The organism is Mycobacteroides abscessus ATCC 19977 (genome assembly GCF_000069185.1).
Lineage (GTDB): Bacteria > Actinomycetota > Actinomycetes > Mycobacteriales > Mycobacteriaceae > Mycobacterium > Mycobacterium abscessus.
In genome coordinates, this window is sequence record NC_010397.1 from 2190030 (window position 1) to 2214012 (window position 23983).

The window sequence follows — 23983 nt, forward strand, 5'->3', positions numbered from 1 at the left end:
GGGTGCGGGTTTGCGCCGGTATCAATACCGGGTGCCTTCGACGCTATCTGCTGATTGCTGCTGTTGTCTGACGCCGTTCCCTAGCGCCTAGTCACAGAAAGTCCTTCGCATAGTGTCTGTATTTGTCGACATCGTCCCCGAGGAATCGCGTGGGACGCGCGCCGTCCCACGCCCTTCGCAATGGCGCGTTCGGCTCACCCGCGCCGCTCTTCCGCTGCTCTCGGTGGTCGTGTTCATCGGAGTCTGGCAGCTGGCGGCGGCCAGCGGAATCTGGAACCAGACCTTTGTGCCGTACCCCAGCAGTGTCTGGCACGCATTCGTCGAAGTGTCCACCGACCACGACGGCGTGCACGGATACGGCGGCTATCTGTTGATCGAGCACTTGTATATGACGTTGCGGCGCTTGCTGTTCGGTGTCCTCATCGGTATCACCGCCGGGGTGCTGCTCGGCCTGCTGATGGGGTCGGTCGGGTGGGTGCGCAGTGTCCTGGAACCCTGGCTCACCTTTCTGCGCACCTTGCCACCGCTGGCTTACTTCTTTCTGCTGGTGATCTGGCTCGGTATCGACGAGGCCCCCAAGATCACGCTGCTCGCACTGGCGGCCCTGCCGCCCGCAGCCGTCGCCACCACGGCCGCCGTGGTGGCGGCCCCGGTGGGATTGGTGGAGGCCGCCCGTGCGCTGGGTGCGTCGCGCTGGCAGGTCACCCGCGACGTGGTGATTCCCGCAGCGCTGCCGGAGACATTCACCGGTGTGCGGCTCGCGGTGGGCATGGCCTACTCGTCGGTGGTCGCCGCGGAACTCTTCAACGGCATACCTGGTGTCGGCGGCCTGGTGAAGGACGCCAGCAACTACAACAACACCCCAGTGGTGCTGGTCGGAATCTTCTCGATCGGCATCTCGGGACTGGTGATCGATGCCGCACTGCGCGCGGTTGAACGCCGGGCGGTGCCGTGGCGGGGAAAGATATGAGACTGAACTATCTCGCCGCCGCACTCGCTGTGGCGATGACGATGCTGTCGGGGTGCGCCATCGACCATTCGGGCCTGCAGAACGGTAAGCCGACCATTCGGATCGGATACCAGAACTTCCCCAGCGGTGATCTTGTGGTCAAGCAAAACCGTTGGCTGGAAACGGCATTGCCCGATTACAATATCAAGTGGACGCGATTCGACTCGGGCGCCGACATCAACACGGCCTTCATCGCCCGGGAACTGGATTTCGGGGCGCTGGGCTCGAGTCCCTTCGCGCGGGGGCTCTCGGCACCCCTGAACATCCCGTACCGAGTCGCCTTCGTGCTTGATGTGGCCGGTGACAACGAGGCGTTGGTGGCCAGCAATCGCAGCGGCGTCAGCACGATCGCGGGCCTCAAGGGCAAACGCGTGGGGACCCCGTTCGCCTCCACGGCACATTACAGCCTGCTGTCCGCGCTGGCCCAGAACGGCTTGTCGGCCAGTGATGTTCGGCTTGTGGATCTGCAACCGCAGGCCGCACTGGCTGCCTTCGATCGTGGCGACGTCGATGCCGTCTATACCTGGCTGCCGACGGTCGACCAGGTGCGTAAGAACGGCAGAGATCTGATCACCAGCCGCCAGCTGGCGGCCGACGGCAGACCCACCCTGGATCTTGCCGTAGTGGCCAACGCGTTCGCCGACGCGCATCCCGAGATCGTCGACGCGTGGCGCCGGCAGCAGGCGCGGGCTCTCAGGCTCATTCACGATGATCCGAGCGCGGCGGCCAAGGCGATCGCCGCCGAGAACGGTCTTACTCCGCAGGAGGTCGCCGATCAACTCAAGCAGGGGATCTATTTGACTCCGGCTGAGGTCGGCTCGGCGAAATGGCTTGGTGAGCAGGGCAAGCCGGGACATATCGCAGTGGATCTGCAAAGTGCCTCCCAGTTTCTCGCCGACCAGAAACAGATACCGGCCGCAGCGCCACTTGCCACGTTCGAGAATGCCGTCTATACGAAGGGCCTGCCCGATGCCATTGGTCGATGAAGCGGAAACCGCTGTCCAAGAACGTGATACCGGGTCCATCCGGATCAGTGGGGTCACCCACAGTTATGGCAGTGGTGCGGGTAAGACCACGGCGCTGGGTCCGGTGGATCTGACTGTCGAGCCGGGCACATTCCTGGTCTTGGTGGGGGCCTCCGGCTGCGGCAAAAGCACGCTGTTGCGCCTGCTGGCCGGGTTTGAATCACCGAGCGAAGGGGCGGTACGGGTGGCAGGTGGCGTGCCCACGCCGGGCATCACCTCCGGCGTCGTGTTCCAACAGCCGCGGCTGTTTCCCTGGCGCACTGTGGGAGGAAATATCGAGCTGGCCTTGAAGTACGCGAAGGTTCCGCGCGAGCGATGGGCGCAGCGCCGAGACCAGTTGCTGGCCCGAGTTGGCCTGGAAGGCACTGCCGGGCGACGCATCTGGGAGATCAGTGGTGGTCAGCAGCAGCGGGTGGCCATCGCTCGGGCGCTCGCTGCCGAGACGCCGCTGTTCCTACTGGACGAGCCGTTCGCGGCGCTCGACGCGCTTACCCGCGAGCGTCTGCAGGAGGACGTTCGTCAGGTCAGCGCCGAGTCGGGTCGCACTACGGTGTTCGTCACGCACAGCGCAGACGAGGCTGCCTTCCTTGGCTCGCGCATTGTGGTGCTGACCCGTCGGCCGGGTCAGGTGGCATTGGATATCCCGGTGGATCTGCCCAGGACCGGTATCGATCCCGATGATCTACGCCGCTCGCCGGAGTATGCCCAATTGCGCACCGAGGTCGGCCGGGCCGTGAAGGCCGCGGCCGCCTAGAGTTTCTCCATGGGTAGCGATTCCACACTCGCAGAACGTCTTGACGAGGTCTTTGGCGCCGCACTGCGGGAACGCCGGGTCGTGGGCGCTGTGGCCGTCGTCGCACGTGATGGCCAGGTCCAATACCGTCGCGCCCATGGCCTCGCGGACCGCGAAGGATCCCTGCCGATGCGCGAGGACACGCTGTTCCGGCTTGCCTCGGTGACCAAGCCGATCGTGACTGTGGCGGTGCTGCGGCTTGTCGGCGATGAGCTCATCCGGCTCGATGATCCCGTGACGCGCTGGCTTCCCGACTTCACGCCGAGGCTTCCCGACGGCAGCACCCCGGCGCTAACCATTCATCACTTACTTACTCACACAGCGGGTTTGAGCTATGGGTTGCTGGAGGAACCCGACTCGCCATTCCATGCTCTGGGCATATCGGACGGCATCGATGTGGTCGACTTCGATCTGCGGGAGAATCTGAGGCGCCTCGCCTTGGCGCCCCTACAATTCGCGCCGGGCAGTGCCTGGCGGTATTCGTTGGCACTCGACGTGCTGGGCGCGGTGGTGGAGAACGCTACCGGTCTGCCGCTGGATCTGGCGGTGGAGAAACTGGTCACCTCCCCACTGGGCATGCACGAGTCGGGGTTTGTGGCCCGTGACCTGACCCGCTTTGCGGTGCCCTATGCCAATGGCGAACCCGAACCGTTTCGGATCGCCGACAACGTCAATGTGCCGCTACCGCAAGGGATCGGTGTCGCAGTGCGTTTCGGCCCGGCGCGGGTGACGCGCGGCGACGCATATCCCTCCGGCGGTGCCGGGATGTACGGCACCGCCGATGATGTCCTGCTCCTGTTGGAAGCGATCCGTGCCGGCGACGGCTTCCTGGCGGAGGAGCTACGCACGTCCATGCGGACCGACCACGTGGGCCCGCAGGCCCAAACCAGAGGGCCAGGATGGGGATTCGGCTACGGCGGTGCGGTATTGGCGGACCCGGCAGCTGCCGACAGTCCCCAGAGTGCGGGAACAATCGGCTGGGGCGGAGTCTATGGGCACAGCTGGTTTGTGGATGCCGCGCGCGGATTGTCGGTGCTGCTACTGACGAACACCGCCTACGAGGGTATGACGGGTCCATTGACCGTCGAGATGCGGGACGCGGTGTACGCGGCGGACTAGTTCTCCGCACGGTTACGCAGCAGCTCCGCCGCAGTCAGCTGATAGGCATGTTCGGCCCATTCCAATGGTGTTGTCCCATACCGTAAGTCGGTGATCGTGGGATCGGCACACAGCCTCTTCGGGCGGACACCGGGCGCTCCTGCACGCCCGGCGTCCACATTACCGCGCTATAGGGTTGGGCGCCGGTGTGCCCACGGTTCGGTTGCCTCGAGCTGGGCAGCCAGCCGAATCAGGAGTGATTCGCCGCCGAGCGGTGCGACAAACTGCACACCGAGGGGCAGCCCCTTCGGTGTCTGATAGAGCGGCAATGAGATCGCTGGGCGCCCTGTCAGATTCGCCAACTGGGTGTAGGGGACCCAGCCGAGGTTGTCGTTGATCATGCTGTCGACAATGTTCGCGTATTTGAGGACGCGGGCGGTCTTGGTGCGCAGCAACAGATCAGACACGGCGGCGAGTGGCGCGGGGAGATTGAACTCGCCGATCCGCGGCGGCGCCTTCGCGAGTGTCGGCGTGAGCAGCAGATCGTAGTCGCCGAAGAAGGTCGCCAGCTCCCGTACGTAGTCGTGTCGGCGTTCCACGGCCGCAACATATTCGGGTCCGCTGGTGGTGCGTCCTAATGCCGCGATGAGGAGCGTGTCGCGCTCAAACCCCTCGTCTCCCGCTCCGGTCAGCCGCTTGGTGTAGTCCACCTCGTAGGCGGCATGCACGAACCACGTCAACAAGAAGTCGCGGGCGAGCTGACCATCGTCATAGGGTGCGCTCACCTCCTCTACCTCGTGCCCCAGATGGGTCAGCAGACGGATGGCGGTCTCGACCGCGGCCACCGCGGCGGGATCGGGGTTCGGAGTGATCACGGTTGGCACGCGCACCCCGATACGGAGCCTGCCAGGATCACGTCCTACTTGCGATGCGTACGAATCCTGGGGCATCGCAGACAAATACGGCGAGGTGGGCTCGGGCCCGGCGATGATATCGAGCATGGACGCGGTATCGCGGACGGTTCGGGAGACGGTGCCGTTGACCGCCGCGCCATGCATCGGCTCGCCGGCTGTGGGACCCATCGGGGTGATACCGCGGCCGGGCTTGAGCCCAACCAGGCCGCAACATCCGGCGGGGATCCGGATCGATCCGCCGCCATCGCTGGCTCCCGCCACCGGCACGATTCCGGCGGCGACCGCGGCGGCCGAGCCGCCCGAGGAGCCGCCGGGTGTGCGCCCTAGGTCCCACGGGTTACGGCTCGCCCCAAACAATTCCGGCTCGGTGATGCCCTTGGACCCGAACTCCGGGGTGTTGGTCTTGCCGAAGATGACCAGGCCGGCATCGAGCCAGCGTCGCACGATGGTGGAGTGCTCCGGCGCGGGGAGTGTGGACAACGCCCGGCATCCTCCCGATGTGGGATGGCCCTTGTAGTCCTGGCCGAGGTCCTTGATGAGAAACGGCACCCCGGCGAACGGCCCGGTCAGGTCGCCCTGCACTTGCTGGTCGGCTTCGGGGAGAGTTCGGACTATCGCACCGATCTTGTTGTTGACGTCGGCAGCGCGAGCGCGGGCCGCGGCCAGCAGCTCGGCTGGGGTGACCTGTTTGGTGGCGACCAGCTCGGCCAGGCCGGTGGCGTCATGTTGGGAGTAGTCGGAGAAATCCACCCGATCAGCCTATGCGGCCTCACCGGGTCAAGCGTTGGCCTTCTTCAACACGTCGTTGTAGATCGCGACGATCTTCTCGGTCTGGAGCGACTGCCGCGGCTCGTCGTGGTGTGCGGCGACAACCTCGGTCATCTGCCGCAGCTTGCCACGGTCATCGGCCAGTGCGCGGATGGCCTTCGCGATGGCCTCGACGGATTCGTTCTCGGTCACCAGGCCGCCGCCCTGGGGCACCGACTCGCCAAGGATCTCGTCGCAGAAGATCACCGGGGTCGACATCGAGATCGCCTCCAGCAGAACCAGTCCCTGGGTGTCGAAGCCGTACGAGGTAAACAGCAGGGCGCTGCTGGCGCCCATCGCCGCCAGGCAGCTGTCCTGACTGACGCGGCCGCGCAGCCGGATGCGGTTGGAGGCGCCGTGTGAGTCGACGTACTTCTTGATCGCCCCTTCCAGATGCCCGTCGCCGTAGATGTCCATGACGCAGTTGTGGACCTGCGTGGCCGCTTTCACCGCCTCCAGCACGCGTTTTTCGGGAGACAGCCGCCCGCACCAGATCAGTCGCAGGGGCTCGTCATCGGAGGGCTTGTCGTCCGCGGCCTCACGGGCGATGTCCACCAGCTCGTCGTCGACGCCGTTGGAGACCACCGACACGGGGCGCCGCAGGCCGCGGTCGGTGAGTGCCTGCGCGAAATGGGTCGTCGGGGTGATCTCGTGATCCACCGCCTGCGCTTGCGCCATCATCAGCTGCCATGCCCGGCGTGATGCGGCGGATTCCGGCACCGTCGTCAGGTGGAAGTCCTTGGGCAGGTGGCGTTCCTGCATCTGGCTGAAAATCCAGGCCAGCAGCAGGGGATTGGGGCTGGCCTTCTCGAAGTACACGTCGTAGCGGGTGTGCTTGGTCTGCACCACGGGGATGCCATTGCGGCGTGCGGCCTCCACACCGGCGATGCAGACGCCCAGGTCACCCTGGCTGTGGATGATGTCGATGGGGCCGCGGGCGCGCAGCTCCCGGTCGATCAGCTCCTTGTTGGCCGCGCCCGGCCATACGAAGGTGAAGTCGTCGTGCTTGCCCAGCTTGCGCATGGCCTCGGCGACGAACGGCACCGGCTTGACCTCGACCACGTTCGGATCCGGATCGACGGTGTGCGCCAGCGGTGCGGTGAACACCGTCACCTTGTGTCCCAGCCGTTCCAGGCCGTGACGTTGCCGGGCCACCGAGATCTGTGCCCCGCCCAGGCTCTCGGGGTGAAGATCGGTGAACAGCGCTATATGCATCGTCGAAACCTGTCGTTGTGTGCCAATACGGCATGCGGAAACCGGGGCCCAACCCGTCCCGAACCGTATCGGATCGCCGGTGATGCTGCTGAGATACCCAGACAGAAGCGCCCGAGAAACGCCAGCCTCCCCGCTGTCGGTGGCCTCAACCAGTAGGCTCGATGGCGTGCAACGTCGAATTATGGGGATCGAGACCGAGTTCGGCGTTACGTGCACTTTTCACGGCCACCGGCGGCTGAGCCCCGACGAGGTCGCTCGGTACCTGTTCCGCCGCGTGGTGTCCTGGGGTCGCAGCTCCAACGTCTTTCTGCGCAACGGCGCCCGGCTCTACCTCGACGTGGGCAGCCACCCGGAATACGCCACCGCCGAATGCGACAGTCTGGTGCAACTGGTCACCCATGACCGTGCCGGCGAGCGTGTTCTGGAAGATCTGCTCGTCGATGCCGAGCAGCGTCTCTCCGACGAGGGCATTGGTGGCGACATCTATCTGTTCAAGAACAACACCGACTCCGCAGGCAACTCGTACGGCTGCCACGAGAATTACCTCATCGTGCGGGCGGGCGAGTTCTCCAGGATCTCGGACGTACTGCTGCCATTCCTGGTCACCCGCCAGCTGATCTGCGGCGCGGGCAAGGTGCTGCAAACGCCCAAGGCGGCGACGTACTGCTTATCGCAACGTGCCGAACATATTTGGGAAGGTGTGTCGTCGGCCACCACCCGTAGCCGTCCCATCATCAACACCCGCGACGAACCGCACGCCGATGCCGAGAAGTACCGGCGCCTGCACGTCATCGTCGGCGACTCCAACATGGCGGAGACCACCACCATGCTCAAGGTGGGCACGGCGGCGCTGGTGCTGGAGATGATCGAGTCCGGCGTCGCGTTCCGTGACTTCTCGCTGGACAACCCGATCAGGGCCATCCGCGAGGTCAGCCACGATCTCACGGGCCGCCGGCCGGTCAGGCTGGCCGGGGGCCGTCAGGCCAGTGCCCTGGACATCCAGCGCGAGTACCACGCGCGTGCCGTCGAGCATCTGAACACCCGCGAACCCAACGAGCAGGTCGAGCAGGTCGTCGAGCTCTGGGGCCGCACCCTTGATGCCGTTGAAAGCCAAGATTTCTCGAAGGTCGATACCGAGATCGACTGGGTGATCAAGCGCAAGCTTTTCCAGCGCTACCAGGACCGCTACAACATGGAACTGTCCGATCCGAAGATCGCCCAGCTGGACCTGGCCTATCACGACATCAAGCGGGGCCGCGGCGTCTTCGATCTGCTGCAGCGCAAAGGCCTGGCCGCCCGCGTCACCACCGACGAGGAGATCAAGGCCGCCGTCGACCAACCGCCGCAGACCACTCGCGCCAAGCTGCGTGGTGACTTCATCACCGCCGCTCAAGAGGCCGGCCGCGACTTCACGGTCGACTGGGTACACCTCAAGCTCAATGACCAGGCGCAGCGCACAGTGCTGTGCAAGGACCCATTCCGGTCGGTCGACGAGCGGGTGGAACGCCTCATCGCCAGCATGTAGTCCCCGCGGCCATCGCTCGCCCAGACCTGCCTTTTGCAGGCATCTACCCGTACTTTCGCTGCGAAACGTCGATCTCGAGGAATGTCGGTCGTGTAGGGCAGCATGCGTGCATGGCAGCGGTTTTTGTCGGTAGCGAGGCGGTCTCGGCAGGTCAGCTCACTCGCCATGAGCTTCAGCGCTTTTATCGGCCCATCTTTCGTGGTGTGTACCTTCCGAAATCTGCCGAACCGACCCTGCGGGACAGGACCGTGGCGGCATGGCTGGCCTCGGGGCGCCGGGGAGTGGTCGCGGGATTGGCGGCGTCGAATCTGCACGGCGCGAGCTGGGTCGATCACGACGTGCCGATCGAGTTGGTCGGCGTGAAATGCCGGCAACAGGAGGGACTCATCGCCCGAAACGAGCGCATTGGTGCCGATGAGATCACCCGCATTTCGGGTCTACCAGTGACACACCGGGTACGCACCGCGTTCGACCTGGGCCGTTATCAGCCACGGACCCGGGCCATGGGGTGTCTGGATGCGCTGATGCGGAACCAGGTTTTCGCGCTCGATGAGGTCGCGGGATTGTCGCAGCGTTATCCGAAGGTGCGCGGTGTGCGGCAGCTGCGAGAACTGCTCCCGTTGATCGATGCCGGCGCGCAATCACCGCGCGAGAGCCTGATTCGGCTACAGCTGCGCGACGCGGGGCTGCCGCGGGCACAGACCCAGGTGCCCGTGTTCGACGGATACACGCCCATCGCCTTCCTGGATATCGGCTGGCCGCAATATCTGGTCGCTGTCGAGTACGACGGCGACCACCACCGCAGGGATCGCCGCCAGTACGTCAAAGACCTGGCACGACTGCGCATGCTCGAGGAGCGTGGCTGGACCGTCATCCGCGTAATCGCCGAAGAATCGCCCGGAGCATGGATCGCGCGGACGACCGCAGCCCTGCGGAGCCGGGGCTGTCACATCGAGATCGACGAAATGCAGCGATCTACTCGACCTTTCGCTGCATAACGCGGCTCCGGGTGTTCGCGCGTCCTCTCGAACAAACTTTCGCCGTCCTCTAAGCTTTCCGCCGTGGCGATCTCCAAAGTCGAGCGGTTGATGAACCTGGTGATCTGCCTGCTGTCCACTCGTACCTACGTCACGGCCGAACGGATCCGGACCTCGGTGGCCGGGTACTCGGATTCGCCGAGTGACGAGGCCTTCAGCCGGATGTTCGAGCGCGACAAGAACGAACTGCGCGATTTGGGCATCCCGCTGGAGACGGGCAAGGTGTCGTCCTTCGACGCCACCGAGGGCTATCGGATCCGGCGTGACGCCTACGAGCTGCCGGATATCACGCTTACCGCAGACGAGTCCGCGGCCGTCGCCGTCGCCACCCAGTTGTGGCAGTCGCCCGAGCTGGTCACCGCCGCACAGGGTGCGCTGATGAAGCTGCGTGCGGCGGGCGTCGACGTCGACCCGGCGGCCGAGAATGTCTCCGTGGCCGCACCGGCCGCCATGCCGGGCGGACGCGGGTCGGAATCGGTATTACGGATTCTGTTGTCCGCCATCGACTCCGGGCAGGCGGTGCAGTTCGGGCACCGTCCTTCGCGCACGGAGCCATACGTCACCCGTACGGTCGAGCCCTGGGGCGTGATCACCGATAGGGGACGCTGGTACCTGGTCGGACATGATCGGGACCGGGACGCCACCCGTACCTTTCGCCTTTCCCGTATCGGCGAGGACGTCACCAAAATCGAGAAGCCGGGAACGATCCGCCGCCCCGAGGGCGCCGACCTGCGTGCCATCGTCGCCGCCGCCGTGGGAGACGGACCGGTGCGGATCACCGCTCGGGTCTGGATCGCCGAAGGGCGCGCGCAGGAACTGCGCCGGATGGGCGTCGTGGTCGACTCACGCCGTCTGGGGGAACGTGACGGGGACATCGTCGAGATCGACGTCGCCTCACCGGATCGGCTCGTCCGGTCCATCGCCTCACACGGTGCCGACGCCGTGGCGCTGGAACCGGCACAGGTGCGCGACGAGGTCGTGGCCCGGCTTCAGGAGCAGGCAGGAGTCACCGCATGACCGAGCTGTCGAACAGGCTCACGCGACTGCTGAACATGGTTCCGTACTTCCAGGCCAATCCGGGTATCAGCGCGGCCGAGGCCGCCGCGGACCTGGGTGTCACCACCAAGCAGCTGATGGCCGATCTGAACCAGCTGTGGATGTGCGGGCTACCCGGGTACGGGCCCGGGGATCTGATCGATCTGTCCTTCTCCGAGGAGAGCATCGAGGTGACCTTCTCGGCGGGCATCGACCGGCCGCTGCGCCTCACCTCGCCAGAGGCCACGGCACTGTTGGTCGCGCTGCGCGCGCTGCTGGACATGCCCGGCACCGTCGATCCAGAGGCCGCGCGCAGCGCCATCGCCAAGATCGAGGAGGCCGTGGGCGCGCTACCTACCGACGCGGCGCCCGCGCCGTTGTCCGCCCGCACCGAATCCGAGGCGGTGACCGCGGTGCGCTCGGCGGTGCGCAACCGGCAGGCACTGCGTATCGAATACTATTCGGCATCGCGAGACACGTTGTCGGAGCGAATTGTTGACCCGATTCGTATCGCGGTGGTGGGAGACCACAGCTACCTGGAAGCCTGGTGCCGAGGGTCCGAGGGTGTGCGGTTGTTCCGATTCGACCGCATAGAGCAGGCCGAGGTTCTCGACCAGCGCGCCGCCCCTCCCGCCCCAGCGGTCCAGACGGCCACCGATACGGGCCTGTTCGAGGCGGATCCGTCGCTACCGGCGGCGACCGTGATCGTGGGCCCGAGTGCGTCCTGGGTTTTCGACTACTTCCCGATGCGCCCGACCGGTACCCAGCATCCCGACGGATCGCTGGAGGCCGCAATGACCTACGCCTCAGAGGACTGGATGGCACGGTTGATCCTCGGTTTTGGATCGGCGATCCGGGTGCTGGCACCCGAGTCGCTGGCGCGCCGGGTTCGTGCCGATGCGACCGCGGCACTGGCGGCCTATCAGGCCAGCTGACCGCCCCGGGGCCTGGGGTAGCATTCAAGGCATACACGACGTCTGGAGGTGACCACATTGGGCGGTCTACAACCCATGCACTGGGTGATCGTAATCGTCGTATTCGCGCTGCTCTTCGGAGCTAAGAAGCTGCCCGACCTCGCGCGTTCGCTGGGTAAGTCGTTGCGGATCTTCAAATCGGAAGTCAAGGAACTGCAGAACGAGGGAAACGCTGCGAAGGCATCCGACACCCCGCAGGCTGTGGAACAGCCGCAAGTGCCCCCCACCGTCGCGGTGGAAGCGCCCCCCATCGAATCGACTCCCGGCCACAAGCCCACCGCCTAGCCGCGTCCCGCCGCGGGATAGGCCGGCCGGACAGGTCATGCGTTTATGAACAAAGTTCTGGGTGCTCTTCGGCTGCCTGGACGTCCTCGACAACCCAAAAATCCCGACGGCACCATGTCGCTCGTCGAGCATCTGCAGGAACTGCGTACCCGCCTGCTCATTTCGGTGGCGGCCGTCCTGCTGACCACGATCGTCGGTTTTGTCTGGTACGAGCACACGTTGTTCGGCATCGAGAGTCTCGGTGAGTGGTTGCGTGAACCGTACTGCTCATTGCCGGCGAGTGCGCGGGCCAATCTGAGTGTCGACGGCGCCTGCCGGCTTTTGGCCACGGCGCCTTTCGAACAGTTCATGTTGCGCCTCAAGGTCGGGCTGACGGCCGGCGTGGTGCTGGCCTGCCCGGTGTGGCTGTACCAGATCTGGCGATTTATCACCCCCGGTCTGTACCGCAACGAACGCAAGTTCGCGATCATCTTCGTGACCGCGGCGGCGGTGCTGTTCGTCGCCGGCGCGTTGTTGGCCTACCTGGTACTGGCCAAGGCCCTGCACTTCCTGCTCACGGTGGGTAGCGATGTGCAAGTCACCGGGCTCAAGGGTGACGAGTACTTCAGCTTCCTGATCAACCTGCTGCTGGTCTTCGGCGTCAGCTTCGAGTTTCCGTTGCTGATCGTCATGCTGAACTTCGTCGGGATTCTGTCCTACGACAAGCTCAGAAACTGGCGCCGGGGTCTGATCTTCGGTCTCTTCGTTTTCGCCGCTTTCGCGACGCCGGGATCCGATCCGTTCTCCATGACCGCGCTGGGACTCGCGCTCACGTTGTTGTTGGAGTTCTCCATCCAGGTCTCCCGGGTGCATGACAAACGCAAGGCCAAGCGCGAGGCGGCGCAGCAGCTCAGCGATGACGAGGCTTCTACGCTCGACGCGCCCGAGGCCATCGACGCACCCGAACCGATCGGGCCCGCCGAGCGGTTCGACAATAGGGGCAAGTGATGAGCCTCTTGAGCGAAGAACGTTGACCACAGTCCCGCCGCCGCAGTTGCGCGCGTTCTCCGAGGGGCTGAGCTTCGCGCTCGATCCGTTTCAGGTGCGCGCCTGTACTGCGCTGGAGAACGGGCATGGTGTGCTGGTCTGCGCGCCCACCGGCGCGGGTAAGACCATCGTCGGGGAATTCGCGGTGCACCTGGCCCTCGCGGCGGGGCGCAAGTGCTTCTACACCACCCCGATCAAGGCCCTGAGCAACCAAAAGCACAACGATCTGGTGTCTGTATACGGGCCCGAGAAGGTCGGCCTGCTCACGGGTGATTCGTCGATCAACTCGGATGCTCCGGTGGTGGTGATGACCACCGAGGTACTGCGCAACATGTTGTACGCGGATTCGCCCGCACTGCATGGGCTTTCCTATGTGGTGATGGACGAGGTGCATTTCCTGGCCGACCGGTTCCGCGGTGCGGTGTGGGAAGAGGTGATTCTGCACCTTCCCGAGGACGTCGCGCTGGCCAGTCTGTCGGCTACGGTCAGCAATGCCGAGGAGTTCGGTGGCTGGATCAAGACGGTGCGCGGGGACACCACGGTGGTGGTCGATGAAACACGCCCGGTTCCGTTGTGGCAGCACGTCATGGTCGGGCGGCGGCTCTTCGATCTGTTTGATGGCGATGAGCCTCTTGGGCGAAGAGCATCAGGCGGAACGGGAAATCCTTCTCGAGTCGACCCGGGTCTTACGCGCTACATCGCGCAGCGCCGTCAGGCCGATCGTTTCGCCGACTTCGATCGGCCGCGGCGGCGCGGACCGCAGCAGCGCACTTCCAGGCCGCCCACGCTGTATCGCCCGCCGTCGCGCCCCGAGGTGATCACCCGACTCGATGAGGATGGTCTGCTGCCGGCGATCACATTCATCTTCTCGCGCGCCGGATGCGATGGTGCTGTGGCCCAATGCCTTCGGTCCCGGCTACGGCTCACCACCGAAGAGGAACGGCGGGAGATCATCGCCATCATCGACCGGCGTACCGAAGGGTTGCCCGAGGCCGATCTCGATGTGCTCGGTTACTGGCAGTGGCGCGAGGGGCTGCTGCGTGGCATCGCCGCGCACCATGCGGGCATGCTTCCGGTGTTCCGGCACACCGTCGAGGAACTGTTCACCAAGGGGCTGGTGAAGGCGGTATTCGCCACCGAGACATTGGCTTTGGGAATCAACATGCCGGCGCGCACGGTCGTGCTGGAGCGATTGGTCAAGTTCAACGGTGAGCAGCACGCCGCGTTGACGCCGGGGGAGTACACCCAGCTGACCGGCCGGGCGGGCCGCCGTGGAATCGACGTCGAGGGACACGCCGTCGTGCTGTGGACACCGGAGGTGGAGCCCACCGAGATAGCCGGCTTGGCGTCCACACGTACCTTTCCGCTGCGCAGTTCGTTTGCGCCGTCGTACAACATGACGATCAACCTGGTGCACCGCATGGGTCCGGACCCTGCGCGAGAGCTGCTGGAGCGATCCTTCGCCCAGTACCAGGCCGATCGCTCCGTGGTGGGTCTGGTGCGCGGTATCGAGCGCGGCCGGAAGATGCTTGACGAGATCGCCGGTGAGCTCGATGGACACGATGGCTCGGTGCTGCAGTATGTCCGGCTGAGGGCCGGCCTCACCGAGCGGGAGCGCGCCGCTGCGCGGGCGTCCCGGCTTGAGCGCCGGGGTGCGGCCAACGACGCCTTGGCGGCCCTCAAGCGCGGCGATGTGATCGCGATTCCCCATGGCCGGCGTAACGGCGTGGCCGTGGTGCTGGAGCCTGCCCACGACGACGAAGACCCGCGGCCCTTGGTTCTCACCGAACATCGTTGGGCCGGAAGGATTTCATCGGCGGACTACTCGGGTGGTGCCGAACCTCTCGGGTCCATCGCGCTGCCCAAACGCGTCGAGCACCGTCAACCCAAGGTGCGCCGTGACGTTGCCTCGGCATTGCGCTCGGCGCTCGATGAGGGACGGGTCCGTAGGCCGCAGCCCGGTAAGCGGCGCACGGACGGCAGGCATGGTGACGCCGACGCGGACCTCGAACGGCTGCGCCGCGAAATCCGTGAACATCCGGTACATCACGCCCCCAATCGGGAGGAGTTGGCGCGCACCGGCGAGCGCTATCTGCGCATCGAACGTGACAACGCGCAACTGCAGAAGAAGGTGGCGGCCGCGACCAACTCGCTCGCGCGCACCTTCGACCGCATCCTGGCGCTGCTCGCCGAACGCGGATACGTCGAGGACAGTGCCGAGCTCGGCATGAAGGTCACCCAGGACGGCATGCTGCTGGCCCGCATCTACAGCGAGAGCGATCTGCTGGTAGCCGAATGCCTGCGGCGCGGCCTGTGGGCGGGGCTCAAGCCCGCCGAGCTGGCGGCGGTGGCTTCGGCGGTCCTGTACGAGTCGCGCGGCGACACGGTATCGGCGACAGGCGAGGCGCCGACGGCCGCGCTGCGTGGGGCGCTGGCCGAGACCCATCGGGCGCTGGCACGGCTGCGGCGCGATGAACAGCAGCATCATCTTTCCCCGACACGCGAGATCGACGAGGGTTTCGTGGCGGCCGTGTACCGGTGGGCGACCACAGGAGATTTGGCGGCGTCGTTGGAGGCCGCCGGCGATACCGGTACCGCGCTGCCCGCGGGTGATTTCGTGCGGTGGTGCCGACAAGTGGTGGATCTGCTCGACCAGATTCACAAGGCCGCGCCGGATGCCGAGGTGCGTTCGGCGGCGAAGGCGGCGGTCGGTGACGTGCGGCGTGGCGTCGTTGCCGTTGATGGCACATAAGGTCGAGCAAACGCTAAGGTGGAGCGTCAGCACGCTCTTACACACCGGTAAGAAACAAGGTCGCGACACGGGAGGAACGATGAGCGGTCCACAGGGAACGGAACCCGGCGGACAGTGGGCGCCGCAACCTGGGCAAGGCCAAGATCCCTGGCAGACACCGCAATCGTCAGATCCGGCGCAGCAGGGTGAGCAGGGCTGGCAGCAGCCGGCCTACGGACAGGGACAGCAGTACCCGCAGTACCAGCAGCCCGGTTTCCCGGGCGGTGGTTTTGGGGATCCGAGCCAGTTCGGTCAGCAGCCCGGCCAGGGATTCGGCGAGCCGAGCCAGTTCGGGCAGCCCGGTGCCTACGGCCAACAGGGACAGTACGGACAGCAGGGTGCCTACCCCGGGCAGTACGGGCAGCCGCAGGGACAGCCGTTCCCTCAGTTCGGCGCCGGTAAGCCGCAGCGGTCCACCAAGACCATCGCGATCATCGGCGGTATCGTCGCCGCGGCGGTGGTCTTGATCGTGTTGCTGGTCACCGCGTTCCTGGCTCCCGGCTGGGCGGTCACCACCACCCTGGACGTGAACAAGGCCCAGGACGGTGTGACGAAGATCCTGACCGACGAGACCAACGGTTACGGCGCCAAGAACGTCAAGGACGTCAAGTGCAATGACGGCAACAACCCCGAGGTGAAGAAGGGCGCAACCTTCACCTGCGACGTCAGCATCGATGGCACCAAGCGTCAGGTCACCGTGACGTTCCAGAACGACAAGGGCACCTACGAGGTCGGTCGCCCCAAGTAATCGGTTCCCTCCTCAACAACGCCGAGTGTGCAGATCCGCACACTCGGCGTTGTTTGTACTACCGGGGCAGGCCGTCAAGCGCCTTTTGCAGACGGGTGACCGCCGACCCGATGCCCAGTTCGGCGCCCAGCTCGGCGACTCGCCGCGGATCGCGCGCCGTCAGCGGCAGCGCGTCGCTGTCGCGGTCGACAATTACCGGCGCGTCCACCGCGACCCGCACCACCGGCTCGGCGGCGGCCATGTAGACGGTCGCTGCCTGCAGCTTGGCGCGAACGGCCTTGGCCAGACCGGATTTCGGATCATCGGCTGCGGTGAGTATGCCGTCCAGCGACCCAAACTCGGCGAGAAGTTTGGCCGCGGTCTTCTCGCCCACGCCCGGGACGCCGGGTAGACCGTCGGACGGGTCGCCACGCAACAAGGCCAGCTCGGCATAGGCCGCGCCGGCGCGCGCGAGGGGCACACCGTACTGCTCGGCCACTTCGGTCGGGCCGAACAGGGTGGCCTTGGCGAATCCGCGGCCCATGTAGAAGACGCGAACGGGCACCGGGACGTCGGCGACGACCTGCAGCAGGTCGCGATCGCCGCTGACCACGATGACCGGGTCCCGGCGCTCATTGGCCGCAAGGGTTCCCAGCACGTCGTCGGCCTCGAAGCCGGCAGCTCCTGCCGATGCGATGCCGAAGGCATCGAGTATGTCGGCGATCATGTCGACCTGAGGGGTCAGCTCGTCGGGCACCTCCTCGATATCGACAGTCTGCGCGCCCACGGTGTCTGATGGTCTTCCCGCAAGCGGATCATCCGTGACCACGCGGTGCGCCTTGTACGACGGAATCGCGGCCACTCGCCATGCCGGGCGCCAATCCAGATCGAGGCATACCGCGAGCCGGTGAGGCCGATACAGGGTGATCAGCTGTGACACCGTGTCGAGGAAGCCGCGGACGGCGTTGACCGGTCTGCCGTCGGGTGACGTGATGGAATCGGGAACCCCGAAGTAGGAACGGAACCACAGGCTGGCGCCGTCGAGCAGCAAGACGGGTCTGGCGGGAACGGTTCGGGCTGGGTCTTCTGACACAGCACTCAACCTATGCCAGATAGCCTGGACCGTATGGCACCCCAGCGTTTCGAATCCGACGTCTACGCCGACCGACTGCGACGCGCGGCCCAGGAGGCCGAGAAGGTGGGAGTGACGGGTCTGGTGGTCACCCCCGGATACGACCTGCGGTACCTCACGGGATCGCGCGCGCAGACGTTCGAGCGGCTCACCGCCCTGGTGGTGCCGGCGACGGGGCAGCCCACTGTGGTCGCTCCTCGGATGGAGCTTGCGGCGCTGCGGGATTCAGCTATCGGCGACCTGAACATTCCCATCAGCGATTGGGTCGACGGGGAGAATCCCTACGAGCTGGTGCGCGCGGCACTGGGGACCGCCGGAACTGTGGCGGTGACCGAGTCGATGCCCGCACTGCACCTGTTGCCGCTGGCGCAACTGGTCGGAACGGTGCCGGTCTTGGCAACCGGCGTGCTACGCCGGTTGCGCATGGTCAAAGACGCCTCCGAGATCGACGCGCTGCGTAAGGCCGGCGCCGCCATCGACCGGGTGCACGCCCTGGTACCCGAATTACTGATTCCGGGGCGCACGGAGGCGCAGGTGGCCGCGGATATCGCTGAAGCGATTGTGGCCGAGGGGCATTCGGAGGTGGCTTTCATCATCGTCGGTTCCGGCCCACACGGGGCCGACCCGCACCATGAGTGCTCGGATCGTGAACTGCGGACCGGGGACATTGTGGTGGTGGACATCGGCGGTAGCTACGAGCCGGGTTATAACTCCGACAGCACCCGCACCTACAGTATTGGTGAGCCTGACCCCGATGTTGCTCAACGGATTTCGGTGCTTGAGCGGGCGCAGCAGGCGGCGGTACATGCGGCCCGTCCCGGTGTGACGGCGGAGTCGGTGGATGCCGCCGCGCGCCGGGTTCTGACCGAAGCGGGGATGGGTGAGGCCTTTGTACATCGCACCGGACACGGCATCGGGCTGTCGGTACATGAGGAGCCGTACATCGTCGAGGGCAACGAACTGGTACTCGAACCCGGTATGGCCTTCAGTATTGAGCCGGGCGTGTACTTCCCGGGCCAGTGGGGTGCGCGGATCGAGGACATCGTCGTCATCACCGAAAACGGTTGCGAATCGGTGAATTCGCGGCCCCACGGCCTGACGGTGGTGCCTACTCGCTAGGACTGTCGGCCCGGTTCAGCAGATCCGAAGAACCCAGCACCCGCTCGATCTTGACCTCGATGACCACCCGCTTCGGGTTGACACGCGGGGTGCGGTAGCGCTGCGCATAACGCAGTTCGGCGTCACGCACGGCGTCCTTGTCGGTGACCACGGTGGCCGAACCCTCCAGGGAGAGCCAGCGGGCGCCGTCTACCTGACTTAGCACCGCGACGCCGCCGCGCTCGGCGTTGACGGCCTTCTGCGAGCCGCCGGTGGTGATGACGCGCGCGATATGGGTCGCGGGGTCGAAGGTGAAGCCGACAGCCACCACATGCGGGCTGTTGTCTTGCCTCAGCGTGGTCAGCATGGCCAGATGGCGCTCGGACAGGAACGCCAGCGCATCATCGGTAAGTCGGGTTGTAGGGGTGTTCGGCATCAACCATCACGCTAGCGCAGGACATAATCGCTGACGTGACCGACACGGTGCGACACTCCGGCCAGCTGGGGGATAAGCCGCTTGGGCGAAGACCGTCAACGGTGGTGATCTTTGGGGGCCGTAGCGAGATCGGACTCGAGGTGGCGACCCGATTGGCGCCGGATAACACGGTGGTGTTGGCCGCGCGCCGGGCAGATGACCTGCGCGAAGAGAAGCGGCGCATACTCGAGGCAGGCGCTACCGGTATCGACTGCGTTGAGTTTGACGCGGGCCGGCTTGACACCCATGAGTCGGTATTGGATTCCATCATCGAGCGGTACGGGGCCATCGACGTAGCAGTCCTTGCGTTCGGACTGTTGGGTGACCAGGCGCGGGCCGAGACCGATTCCGAACATGCCGCCGCGATAGTGCACATCGACTATGTGGCTCAGATCGCGCTGCTGACCAGCCTGGCTGTGCGCATGCGCGGCGTCGGCCGCGGTGCCCTGGTGGTCTTTTCATCGATCGCCGGCTGGCGCGTGCGCCGGGCCAATTACGTGTACGGATCGGCCAAGGCGGGACTGGACGGTTTCGCGAGCGGACTTGCCGACGCGCTCCATGGATCCGGAGTCCGCCTGCTGATAGCGCGGCCGGGTTTCGTGATCGGCCGAATGTCGGCGGGTATGTCACCGGCGCCTTTGTCGAGCACGCCGCCCCAAGTGGCCGCAGCGACGGTGCGGGCGTTGCGCGGCGGAAAGCGCACGGTGTGGATACCCCGGCCGCTGGGTGCGCTCGCCTTCGTCATGCGGTGGGTACCGTCGTCGGTATGGCGCAGGATGCCGCGATGAGCCCGTCGGGCGAAGAGCATGGAGCACCGATGAGCCCGTCGGGCCACGAGCCTGAAGCACCGACGGGCCGGATCACCGTGGTCGGGATAGGCGCCGACGGTGTTGATGGGCTGTCGGCGCGTTCCCGCCGTGAATTACACCGAGCGTCAGTAATTTTCGGTTCCCTGCGCCAGCTGGAGCTGCTAGCCGAAGAATCCCTGGTGGCCGAATGCCGGGTGTGGCCCTCGCCGCTGTTGCCCGCGTTGCCCACCATGTTCGATGGTCTTGGTGATGTTCACGTGCTCGCGAGCGGTGACCCCATGCTGCACGGCATCGGTACCACACTCACCCGGCTGTTCGGTGCGCAGCGGGTCGATGTCCATCCGCACATATCCAGCGTGTCGTTGGCCTGTTCCCGCATGGGATGGGCCGTAAACGATATCGAGATCATCAGCCTGGTGAACGCACCCGCCCGTTCGGCCCGCAGATTCGGTGGGCGCGCAGTGGTGTTGAGTCGCAACGCCGGAACGCCGCGGGAGCTGGCGCAGACCCTATCGGAGTCCGGCCTGGGTGATTCGCGTTTGACGGTATGGGAGCAGTTGGGCGGCGCGGGCGAGCACTCGTTCGGAGGTGTCGCCCGGAGCTGGGATCACCCGCTCGGCGATGCCTTGAATGTTATTGCCGTCGAATATGTTCCGGCAGAAGAAGTGGCCATCCTGCCGTTGGTTGCCGGCCTGCCCGAGAGTGTGTTCGAGCACGACGGTCAGATCACCAAGCACGAGATTCGGGCGGTTACCCTGGCGGCACTGGGGCCACGGCCCGGCCAGCGGCTCTGGGACGTCGGTGCGGGATCGGGCAGTATTGCGGTTGAATGGTCGCGCAGCGGCACCGGCTGTAGCGCCTCGGCCTTTGAGATCGAGCCGTCACGGCGGGCCTCCATCGCCGCCAATGCGACGAAATTCGGCGTCGATATCGATGTATTCGGCGCGGCCCCGGACGATTTCGAACAGGCTGTCGCTCCGGATGTGATCTTCGTGGGTGGCGGCGTGACCCAGCCGGGTCTGCTGGAGGCATGCTGGGAACGGCTGCCGATCGGGGGCCGGATGGTTGTCAACGCTGTTACCGCGGAATCCGAAGCGTTGTTGCTGCGATGGTATTGCCGCTATGGGGGAGAGTTGCGCAGGTATCGTGTCGAAGACGCCGCCCCGCTCGGAGGCTTCACCAGTTGGAGATCTCGTCTGCCCGTAGTTCAGTGGAGCACCGAAAAATCATGACCGTCTATTTCATCGGTGCCGGACCGGGCGCGGCCGACCTCATCACGGTGCGTGGACAGCGGATCCTGCGGCAGTGCTCTGTGTGTCTGTATGCGGGATCGATCATGCCGGATGACCTGTTGGCGGAGTGCCCACCGGGAGCTCGCGTTGTCGACACCGGTCCGCTGACCCTGGACGCCATCATCGAGGAGATATCCGCGGCCGATGCGGAAGGATTAGATGTTGCCCGACTGCATTCCGGTGATCCTTCCCTCTACAGTGCGGTCGCCGAACAGTGTCGGCGGCTCGACGTGCTGGGTATCGATCATGAAATCGTGCCGGGTGTGCCGGCTTTCGCGGCAGCCGCTGCGGCGCTGGGTACCGAACTCACCGTTCCGGGCGTCGCGCAGACGGTCACGATCACCCGCGTTTCGACGTTGTCCACCGCGATGCCCGAGGGTGAGGATCTGCGCACGCTGGCCGCACCCGGGGCAACACTGGCATTGCACCTGGCGGCGGCCCAGATCGATACCGTGGCTGCCGATCTCGTCGCCGGGGGATATCCGTCCGATACTCCGGTCGCCGTGGTGGCCTACGCCAGCTGGCCCTCCGAGACGATCCTGCGTGGCACCCTTGCCGACATAGCCGGGCAGCTGAAGGAGGCGGCTGTCACCAAGACTGCGGTCATTTTCGTAGGCAAGGTGCTTGCGGCAGAGGGGTTTACCGATAGCTATCTGTATTCCTCGGGACGTCGGAGAGGGGCTTCGCACTGATGCCAGCACTAAGGAGAGTCTTGATCCTCGGGGGCTCGGCGGAAGCACGCGAGTTGGCCGAGCGGCTAGCACCCCGATTCGACGTCACCACCTCCCTCGCGGGACGTGTGAACAACCCCGCGGTCCCCGCCGGTGCGCTGCGGATCGGTGGTTTTGGTGGCGAGGTGGGATTGCGGAAATGGTTGTTGGACAACGCTATTGATGCAGTGGTAGATGCCACACACCCGTTTGCGGCGACGATCACCGAGAACGCGGCGGCCGCGTGCGCGCGGCTGGGCATCCCTCATCTCATCGTGCGGCGTCCACCGTGGCCGGCCGGGGATGCCACCGTGGTGAGCTCGGCTGCCGAGGCCAAGGATGCGGTGGTGGCGCAGGGCTTCTCGCGAGTGTTTCTCACGTCCGGACGCTCCAGCGTCGGGGCTTTCCTGTTCTCGGATGCCTGGTTTCTGATCCGGGTGGTGGAGCCGATGTCCGCCGACGAGCTACCCGAAAGACACCACCTGCTGTTGTCACGCGGGCCCTACACGGTCGCCGAGGAAACCGAGCTGATGCGCCAATACGAGATCGAGGTTCTGGTCACCAAGAACAGTGGTGGCACCATGACCTCGGCCAAGTTGGAAGCGGCAGCGGCGCTGGGCATTCCCGTCGTGATGATTGACAGGCCCGCGTTGCCGGAGAACGTGTCCACCGTGTCCACCGTGGATGCGGCGCAGCAATGGGTTACCGAGCGGGATAACGCCGGGGTGTAAAGACCTGCGGGCCAGAATCGGTGTCGTGCCATTGGGTCTGCGACGAGCCGATGATCAGTAGGGTACGCATGTCCACCACGGTGGGGTCGAGCTCGCCCAGGGTGGTAACCCGCACGGATTCCCCCGCGCCGCCGACATCGCGCCCCAACACCACCGGTGTCGCCGGATCGCGATGTTCCAGCAGCACGTCACGCATCGATGCCACCTGCCAGGTCCGGGACTTCGATGCCGGGTTATACACGGCCAGCACGAGATCGGCCGCCGCGGCGGCGCGTAGCCGAGACTCGATGACCTTCCACGGCTTCAGGCGATCGGATAGCGAGATCACCGCGTAGTCGTGTCCGAGGGGAGCGCCCACTCGGCTGGCGACGGCCTGTGCGGCCGTCATCGCGGGCAGTACCCGGACCGTCACATCCGGCCACGCCCTCGCCTCCTCCAGTACCGCCGCGGCCATCGCGAACACGCCGGGGTCGCCGGACGAAACGACGGCCACCCGGCGGCCACCGGCAGCGAGCTTGAACGCCAACTCGGCACGCGCCGGCTCGTCGCGGTTGTCGCTGGCATGCCGAACTTGGCCGTCCCGGGCGGGGATCCGATCCAGGTACGGGCCGTAGCCGATGAGGTCGGTGGCCCGCGCCAGCTCCTGGCGCACCTCGGTGGTGGTCCAATCGTGATGCCCCGGGCCCAGGCCGAGGACCGTGACCATCCCGTCCGGGTCGGTGTCGATGTCGGTTGCCGATTGTGCTCCGGGGACCAGGACCAGCGAGAAGTACGGCACCGAGGCGGGGTCCACCTCGGCGGCGGGAAGTACCCGCTGGCCCGGGGTACTGGCCCGTTCCACGTAGTACGCGCGATCCAGCAGGCCGGAGGCGTCCAACGCCTGGCGCACGGCGCCGTAGGACCGGCCCAGTTTCATGATGACCGCGGCATGGGAATCGCCGAGCCTGCGGGTGATCTCGTCGGCGGGCAGGGTGCCGGGAATCACGGTCAAAATCTCGTCCCCCTCCACCAGTGGGGTGCCGGTGGCGGCCGAGGCGGCGCTGAACGATGTCACGCCGGGGATGATGACGGCGTCGAATCTGTCGGTCAGACGGCGATGCATATGCATATAGGAGCTGTAGAACAGCGGATCGCCCTCGGCCAGCAATGCCACGTTCCGTCCGGAATCGAGATGTGCGGCAATCCGGTTCGCGGACTCTTCGTAGAAGTCGTCGATCGCGCCGCGGTAGCCGCCCGGGTGATCGGTGGTTTCGGTGGTGACCGGGTAGACCAGATGCTCCTCGATCTGGCCTGGTCGCAGATATGGCTCGGCGATCGAACGGGCGATGCTGCGACCATGCCGTGCGCTGTGAAATGCCACCACATCGGCATCGCCGATCACCCGTGCGGCCTTGACCGTCACCAGCTCGGGATCACCGGGGCCGAGTCCCACGCCCCACAGCACCCCGCGGGGTTTGTTCGCATCGGTCATGCTC

22 protein-coding genes are annotated in these 23983 nt (G+C 65.7%); 17 read left to right on the forward strand and 5 right to left on the reverse strand.

The window, feature by feature from the left end; genetic code table 11:
* The first annotated feature begins 112 nt into the window (after window positions 1-112).
* The 4 genes from MAB_RS11105 to MAB_RS11120 are packed head-to-tail and all read left to right on the forward strand — an operon-like array spanning window position 113 to window position 3946.
* Window positions 113-970, forward strand: a complete 858-nt coding sequence (locus MAB_RS11105) for an ABC transporter permease (RefSeq protein ID WP_005086514.1) — start codon at window positions 113-115, stop codon at window positions 968-970.
* On the forward strand, window positions 967-1995 hold the full coding sequence (locus MAB_RS11110; protein ID WP_005110709.1) for a taurine ABC transporter substrate-binding protein: 1029 nt from the start codon (window positions 967-969) through the stop codon (window positions 1993-1995). The genes MAB_RS11105 and MAB_RS11110 overlap by 4 nt, the downstream gene beginning before the upstream one ends.
* Entirely contained in the window at window positions 1979-2788 is an 810-nt protein-coding gene (locus tag MAB_RS11115) for an ABC transporter ATP-binding protein (protein ID WP_005080101.1), read from the forward strand. Before MAB_RS11110 ends, MAB_RS11115 begins: the two co-directional genes overlap by 17 nt.
* Window positions 2789-2797: 9 nt before the next feature.
* Window positions 2798-3946, forward strand: a complete 1149-nt coding sequence (locus MAB_RS11120) for a serine hydrolase domain-containing protein (RefSeq protein WP_005086511.1) — start codon at window positions 2798-2800, stop codon at window positions 3944-3946.
* A gap of 167 nt (window positions 3947-4113) precedes the next feature.
* Here the strand turns inward: MAB_RS11120 and MAB_RS11125 are convergent, their stop codons facing one another.
* Window positions 4114-5589: an amidase gene (locus MAB_RS11125; RefSeq protein WP_005092361.1), complete on the reverse strand. Its 1476-nt coding sequence runs from the start codon at window positions 5587-5589 to the stop codon at window positions 4114-4116.
* A gap of 27 nt (window positions 5590-5616) precedes the next feature.
* Complete coding sequence (locus MAB_RS11130) at window positions 5617-6861, reverse strand: glycosyltransferase (RefSeq protein ID WP_005075081.1); 1245 nt, start codon at window positions 6859-6861, stop codon at window positions 5617-5619.
* A 166-nt stretch (window positions 6862-7027) separates the two neighbouring features.
* On the opposite strand from MAB_RS11130, the gene pafA reads away from it, so the two are divergent.
* From pafA to MAB_RS11170, 8 genes are all read left to right on the forward strand, one after another.
* On the forward strand, window positions 7028-8386 hold the full coding sequence (gene pafA / locus MAB_RS11135) for a Pup--protein ligase (RefSeq protein WP_005061320.1): 1359 nt from the start codon (window positions 7028-7030) through the stop codon (window positions 8384-8386).
* A gap of 110 nt (window positions 8387-8496) precedes the next feature.
* Window positions 8497-9384 (forward strand): hypothetical protein, encoded by an 888-nt coding sequence (locus MAB_RS11140; RefSeq protein ID WP_005110712.1) that lies wholly within the window; start codon window positions 8497-8499, stop codon window positions 9382-9384.
* 63 nt (window positions 9385-9447) lie between these two features.
* The gene (locus tag MAB_RS11145) at window positions 9448-10440 is read left to right on the forward strand and encodes a helix-turn-helix transcriptional regulator (protein ID WP_005080096.1); all 993 of its coding nucleotides are present in this window, start codon (window positions 9448-9450) and stop codon (window positions 10438-10440) included.
* Window positions 10437-11393 (forward strand): helix-turn-helix transcriptional regulator, encoded by a 957-nt coding sequence (locus MAB_RS11150; RefSeq protein WP_005080095.1) that lies wholly within the window; start codon window positions 10437-10439, stop codon window positions 11391-11393. Before MAB_RS11145 ends, MAB_RS11150 begins: the two co-directional genes overlap by 4 nt.
* Window positions 11394-11450: 57 nt before the next feature.
* Window positions 11451-11717, forward strand: a complete 267-nt coding sequence (gene tatA, locus MAB_RS11155) for a Sec-independent protein translocase subunit TatA (protein WP_005115899.1) — start codon at window positions 11451-11453, stop codon at window positions 11715-11717.
* A 45-nt stretch (window positions 11718-11762) separates the two neighbouring features.
* Complete coding sequence (tatC, locus tag MAB_RS11160) at window positions 11763-12704, forward strand: twin-arginine translocase subunit TatC (RefSeq protein WP_012296518.1); 942 nt, start codon at window positions 11763-11765, stop codon at window positions 12702-12704.
* A 22-nt stretch (window positions 12705-12726) separates the two neighbouring features.
* Complete coding sequence (locus MAB_RS11165) at window positions 12727-15495, forward strand: DEAD/DEAH box helicase (protein ID WP_005086507.1); 2769 nt, start codon at window positions 12727-12729, stop codon at window positions 15493-15495.
* A 79-nt stretch (window positions 15496-15574) separates the two neighbouring features.
* A complete protein-coding gene (locus MAB_RS11170; RefSeq protein ID WP_005061338.1) occupies window positions 15575-16282 on the forward strand; it encodes a DUF4333 domain-containing protein in 708 nt (235 codons plus the stop codon).
* Window positions 16283-16340: 58 nt separating this feature from the next.
* Here MAB_RS11170 and MAB_RS11175 read toward each other — a convergent pair whose 3' ends face one another.
* Window positions 16341-17312: a 5'-3' exonuclease gene (locus tag MAB_RS11175; protein WP_005110715.1), complete on the reverse strand. Its 972-nt coding sequence runs from the start codon at window positions 17310-17312 to the stop codon at window positions 16341-16343.
* A gap of 75 nt (window positions 17313-17387) precedes the next feature.
* Between MAB_RS11175 and MAB_RS11180 the strand changes: the two genes are divergently transcribed.
* A complete protein-coding gene (locus tag MAB_RS11180) occupies window positions 17388-18512 on the forward strand; it encodes a M24 family metallopeptidase (RefSeq protein WP_005080086.1) in 1125 nt (374 codons plus the stop codon).
* On the opposite strand, the gene MAB_RS11185 is transcribed toward MAB_RS11180, so the two are convergent.
* Window positions 18502-18927 (reverse strand): F420-dependent biliverdin reductase, encoded by a 426-nt coding sequence (locus tag MAB_RS11185; protein WP_005080085.1) that lies wholly within the window; start codon window positions 18925-18927, stop codon window positions 18502-18504. The genes MAB_RS11180 and MAB_RS11185 overlap by 11 nt on opposite strands.
* A gap of 101 nt (window positions 18928-19028) precedes the next feature.
* Between MAB_RS11185 and MAB_RS11190 the strand changes: the two genes are divergently transcribed.
* The 4 genes from MAB_RS11190 to MAB_RS11205 are packed head-to-tail and all read left to right on the forward strand — an operon-like array spanning window position 19029 to window position 22508.
* Window positions 19029-19754, forward strand: a complete 726-nt coding sequence (locus MAB_RS11190; RefSeq protein ID WP_005080084.1) for an SDR family NAD(P)-dependent oxidoreductase — start codon at window positions 19029-19031, stop codon at window positions 19752-19754.
* The gene (locus MAB_RS11195) at window positions 19751-21007 is read left to right on the forward strand and encodes a bifunctional cobalt-precorrin-7 (C(5))-methyltransferase/cobalt-precorrin-6B (C(15))-methyltransferase (RefSeq protein WP_005110717.1); all 1257 of its coding nucleotides are present in this window, start codon (window positions 19751-19753) and stop codon (window positions 21005-21007) included. Before MAB_RS11190 ends, MAB_RS11195 begins: the two co-directional genes overlap by 4 nt.
* On the forward strand, window positions 21004-21759 hold the full coding sequence (cobM, locus tag MAB_RS11200; RefSeq protein ID WP_005075099.1) for a precorrin-4 C(11)-methyltransferase: 756 nt from the start codon (window positions 21004-21006) through the stop codon (window positions 21757-21759). The genes MAB_RS11195 and cobM overlap by 4 nt, the downstream gene beginning before the upstream one ends.
* A gap of 20 nt (window positions 21760-21779) precedes the next feature.
* On the forward strand, window positions 21780-22508 hold the full coding sequence (locus MAB_RS11205; RefSeq protein ID WP_005086499.1) for a cobalt-precorrin-6A reductase: 729 nt from the start codon (window positions 21780-21782) through the stop codon (window positions 22506-22508).
* On the opposite strand, the gene MAB_RS11210 is transcribed toward MAB_RS11205, so the two are convergent.
* On the reverse strand, window positions 22480-23979 hold the full coding sequence (locus tag MAB_RS11210) for a precorrin-2 C(20)-methyltransferase (RefSeq protein ID WP_005086498.1): 1500 nt from the start codon (window positions 23977-23979) through the stop codon (window positions 22480-22482). The genes MAB_RS11205 and MAB_RS11210 overlap by 29 nt on opposite strands.
* Window positions 23980-23983 lie beyond the last annotated feature (4 nt).

Bases quoted from the DNA above. Each gene is read 5' to 3' on its own strand.
- MAB_RS11115 (WP_005080101.1), top strand. From the start codon at position 1,979: ATGCCATTGGTCGATGAAGCGGAAACCGCTGTCCAAGAACGTGATACC.
- cobM (WP_005075099.1), top strand. From the start codon at position 21,004: ATGACCGTCTATTTCATCGGTGCCGGACCGGGCGCGGCCGACCTCATC.
- MAB_RS11140 (WP_005110712.1), top strand. From the start codon at position 8,497: ATGGCAGCGGTTTTTGTCGGTAGCGAGGCGGTCTCGGCAGGTCAGCTC.
- MAB_RS11130 (WP_005075081.1), bottom strand. From the start codon at position 6,861: ATGCATATAGCGCTGTTCACCGATCTTCACCCCGAGAGCCTGGGCGGG.
- MAB_RS11195 (WP_005110717.1), top strand. From the start codon at position 19,751: ATGAGCCCGTCGGGCGAAGAGCATGGAGCACCGATGAGCCCGTCGGGC.
- MAB_RS11180 (WP_005080086.1), top strand. From the start codon at position 17,388: ATGGCACCCCAGCGTTTCGAATCCGACGTCTACGCCGACCGACTGCGA.
- MAB_RS11170 (WP_005061338.1), top strand. From the start codon at position 15,575: ATGAGCGGTCCACAGGGAACGGAACCCGGCGGACAGTGGGCGCCGCAA.
- MAB_RS11120 (WP_005086511.1), top strand. From the start codon at position 2,798: ATGGGTAGCGATTCCACACTCGCAGAACGTCTTGACGAGGTCTTTGGC.
- MAB_RS11150 (WP_005080095.1), top strand. From the start codon at position 10,437: ATGACCGAGCTGTCGAACAGGCTCACGCGACTGCTGAACATGGTTCCG.
- MAB_RS11210 (WP_005086498.1), bottom strand. From the start codon at position 23,979: ATGACCGATGCGAACAAACCCCGCGGGGTGCTGTGGGGCGTGGGACTC.
- MAB_RS11185 (WP_005080085.1), bottom strand. From the start codon at position 18,927: ATGCCGAACACCCCTACAACCCGACTTACCGATGATGCGCTGGCGTTC.
- MAB_RS11110 (WP_005110709.1), top strand. From the start codon at position 967: ATGAGACTGAACTATCTCGCCGCCGCACTCGCTGTGGCGATGACGATG.
- tatC (WP_012296518.1), top strand. From the start codon at position 11,763: ATGAACAAAGTTCTGGGTGCTCTTCGGCTGCCTGGACGTCCTCGACAA.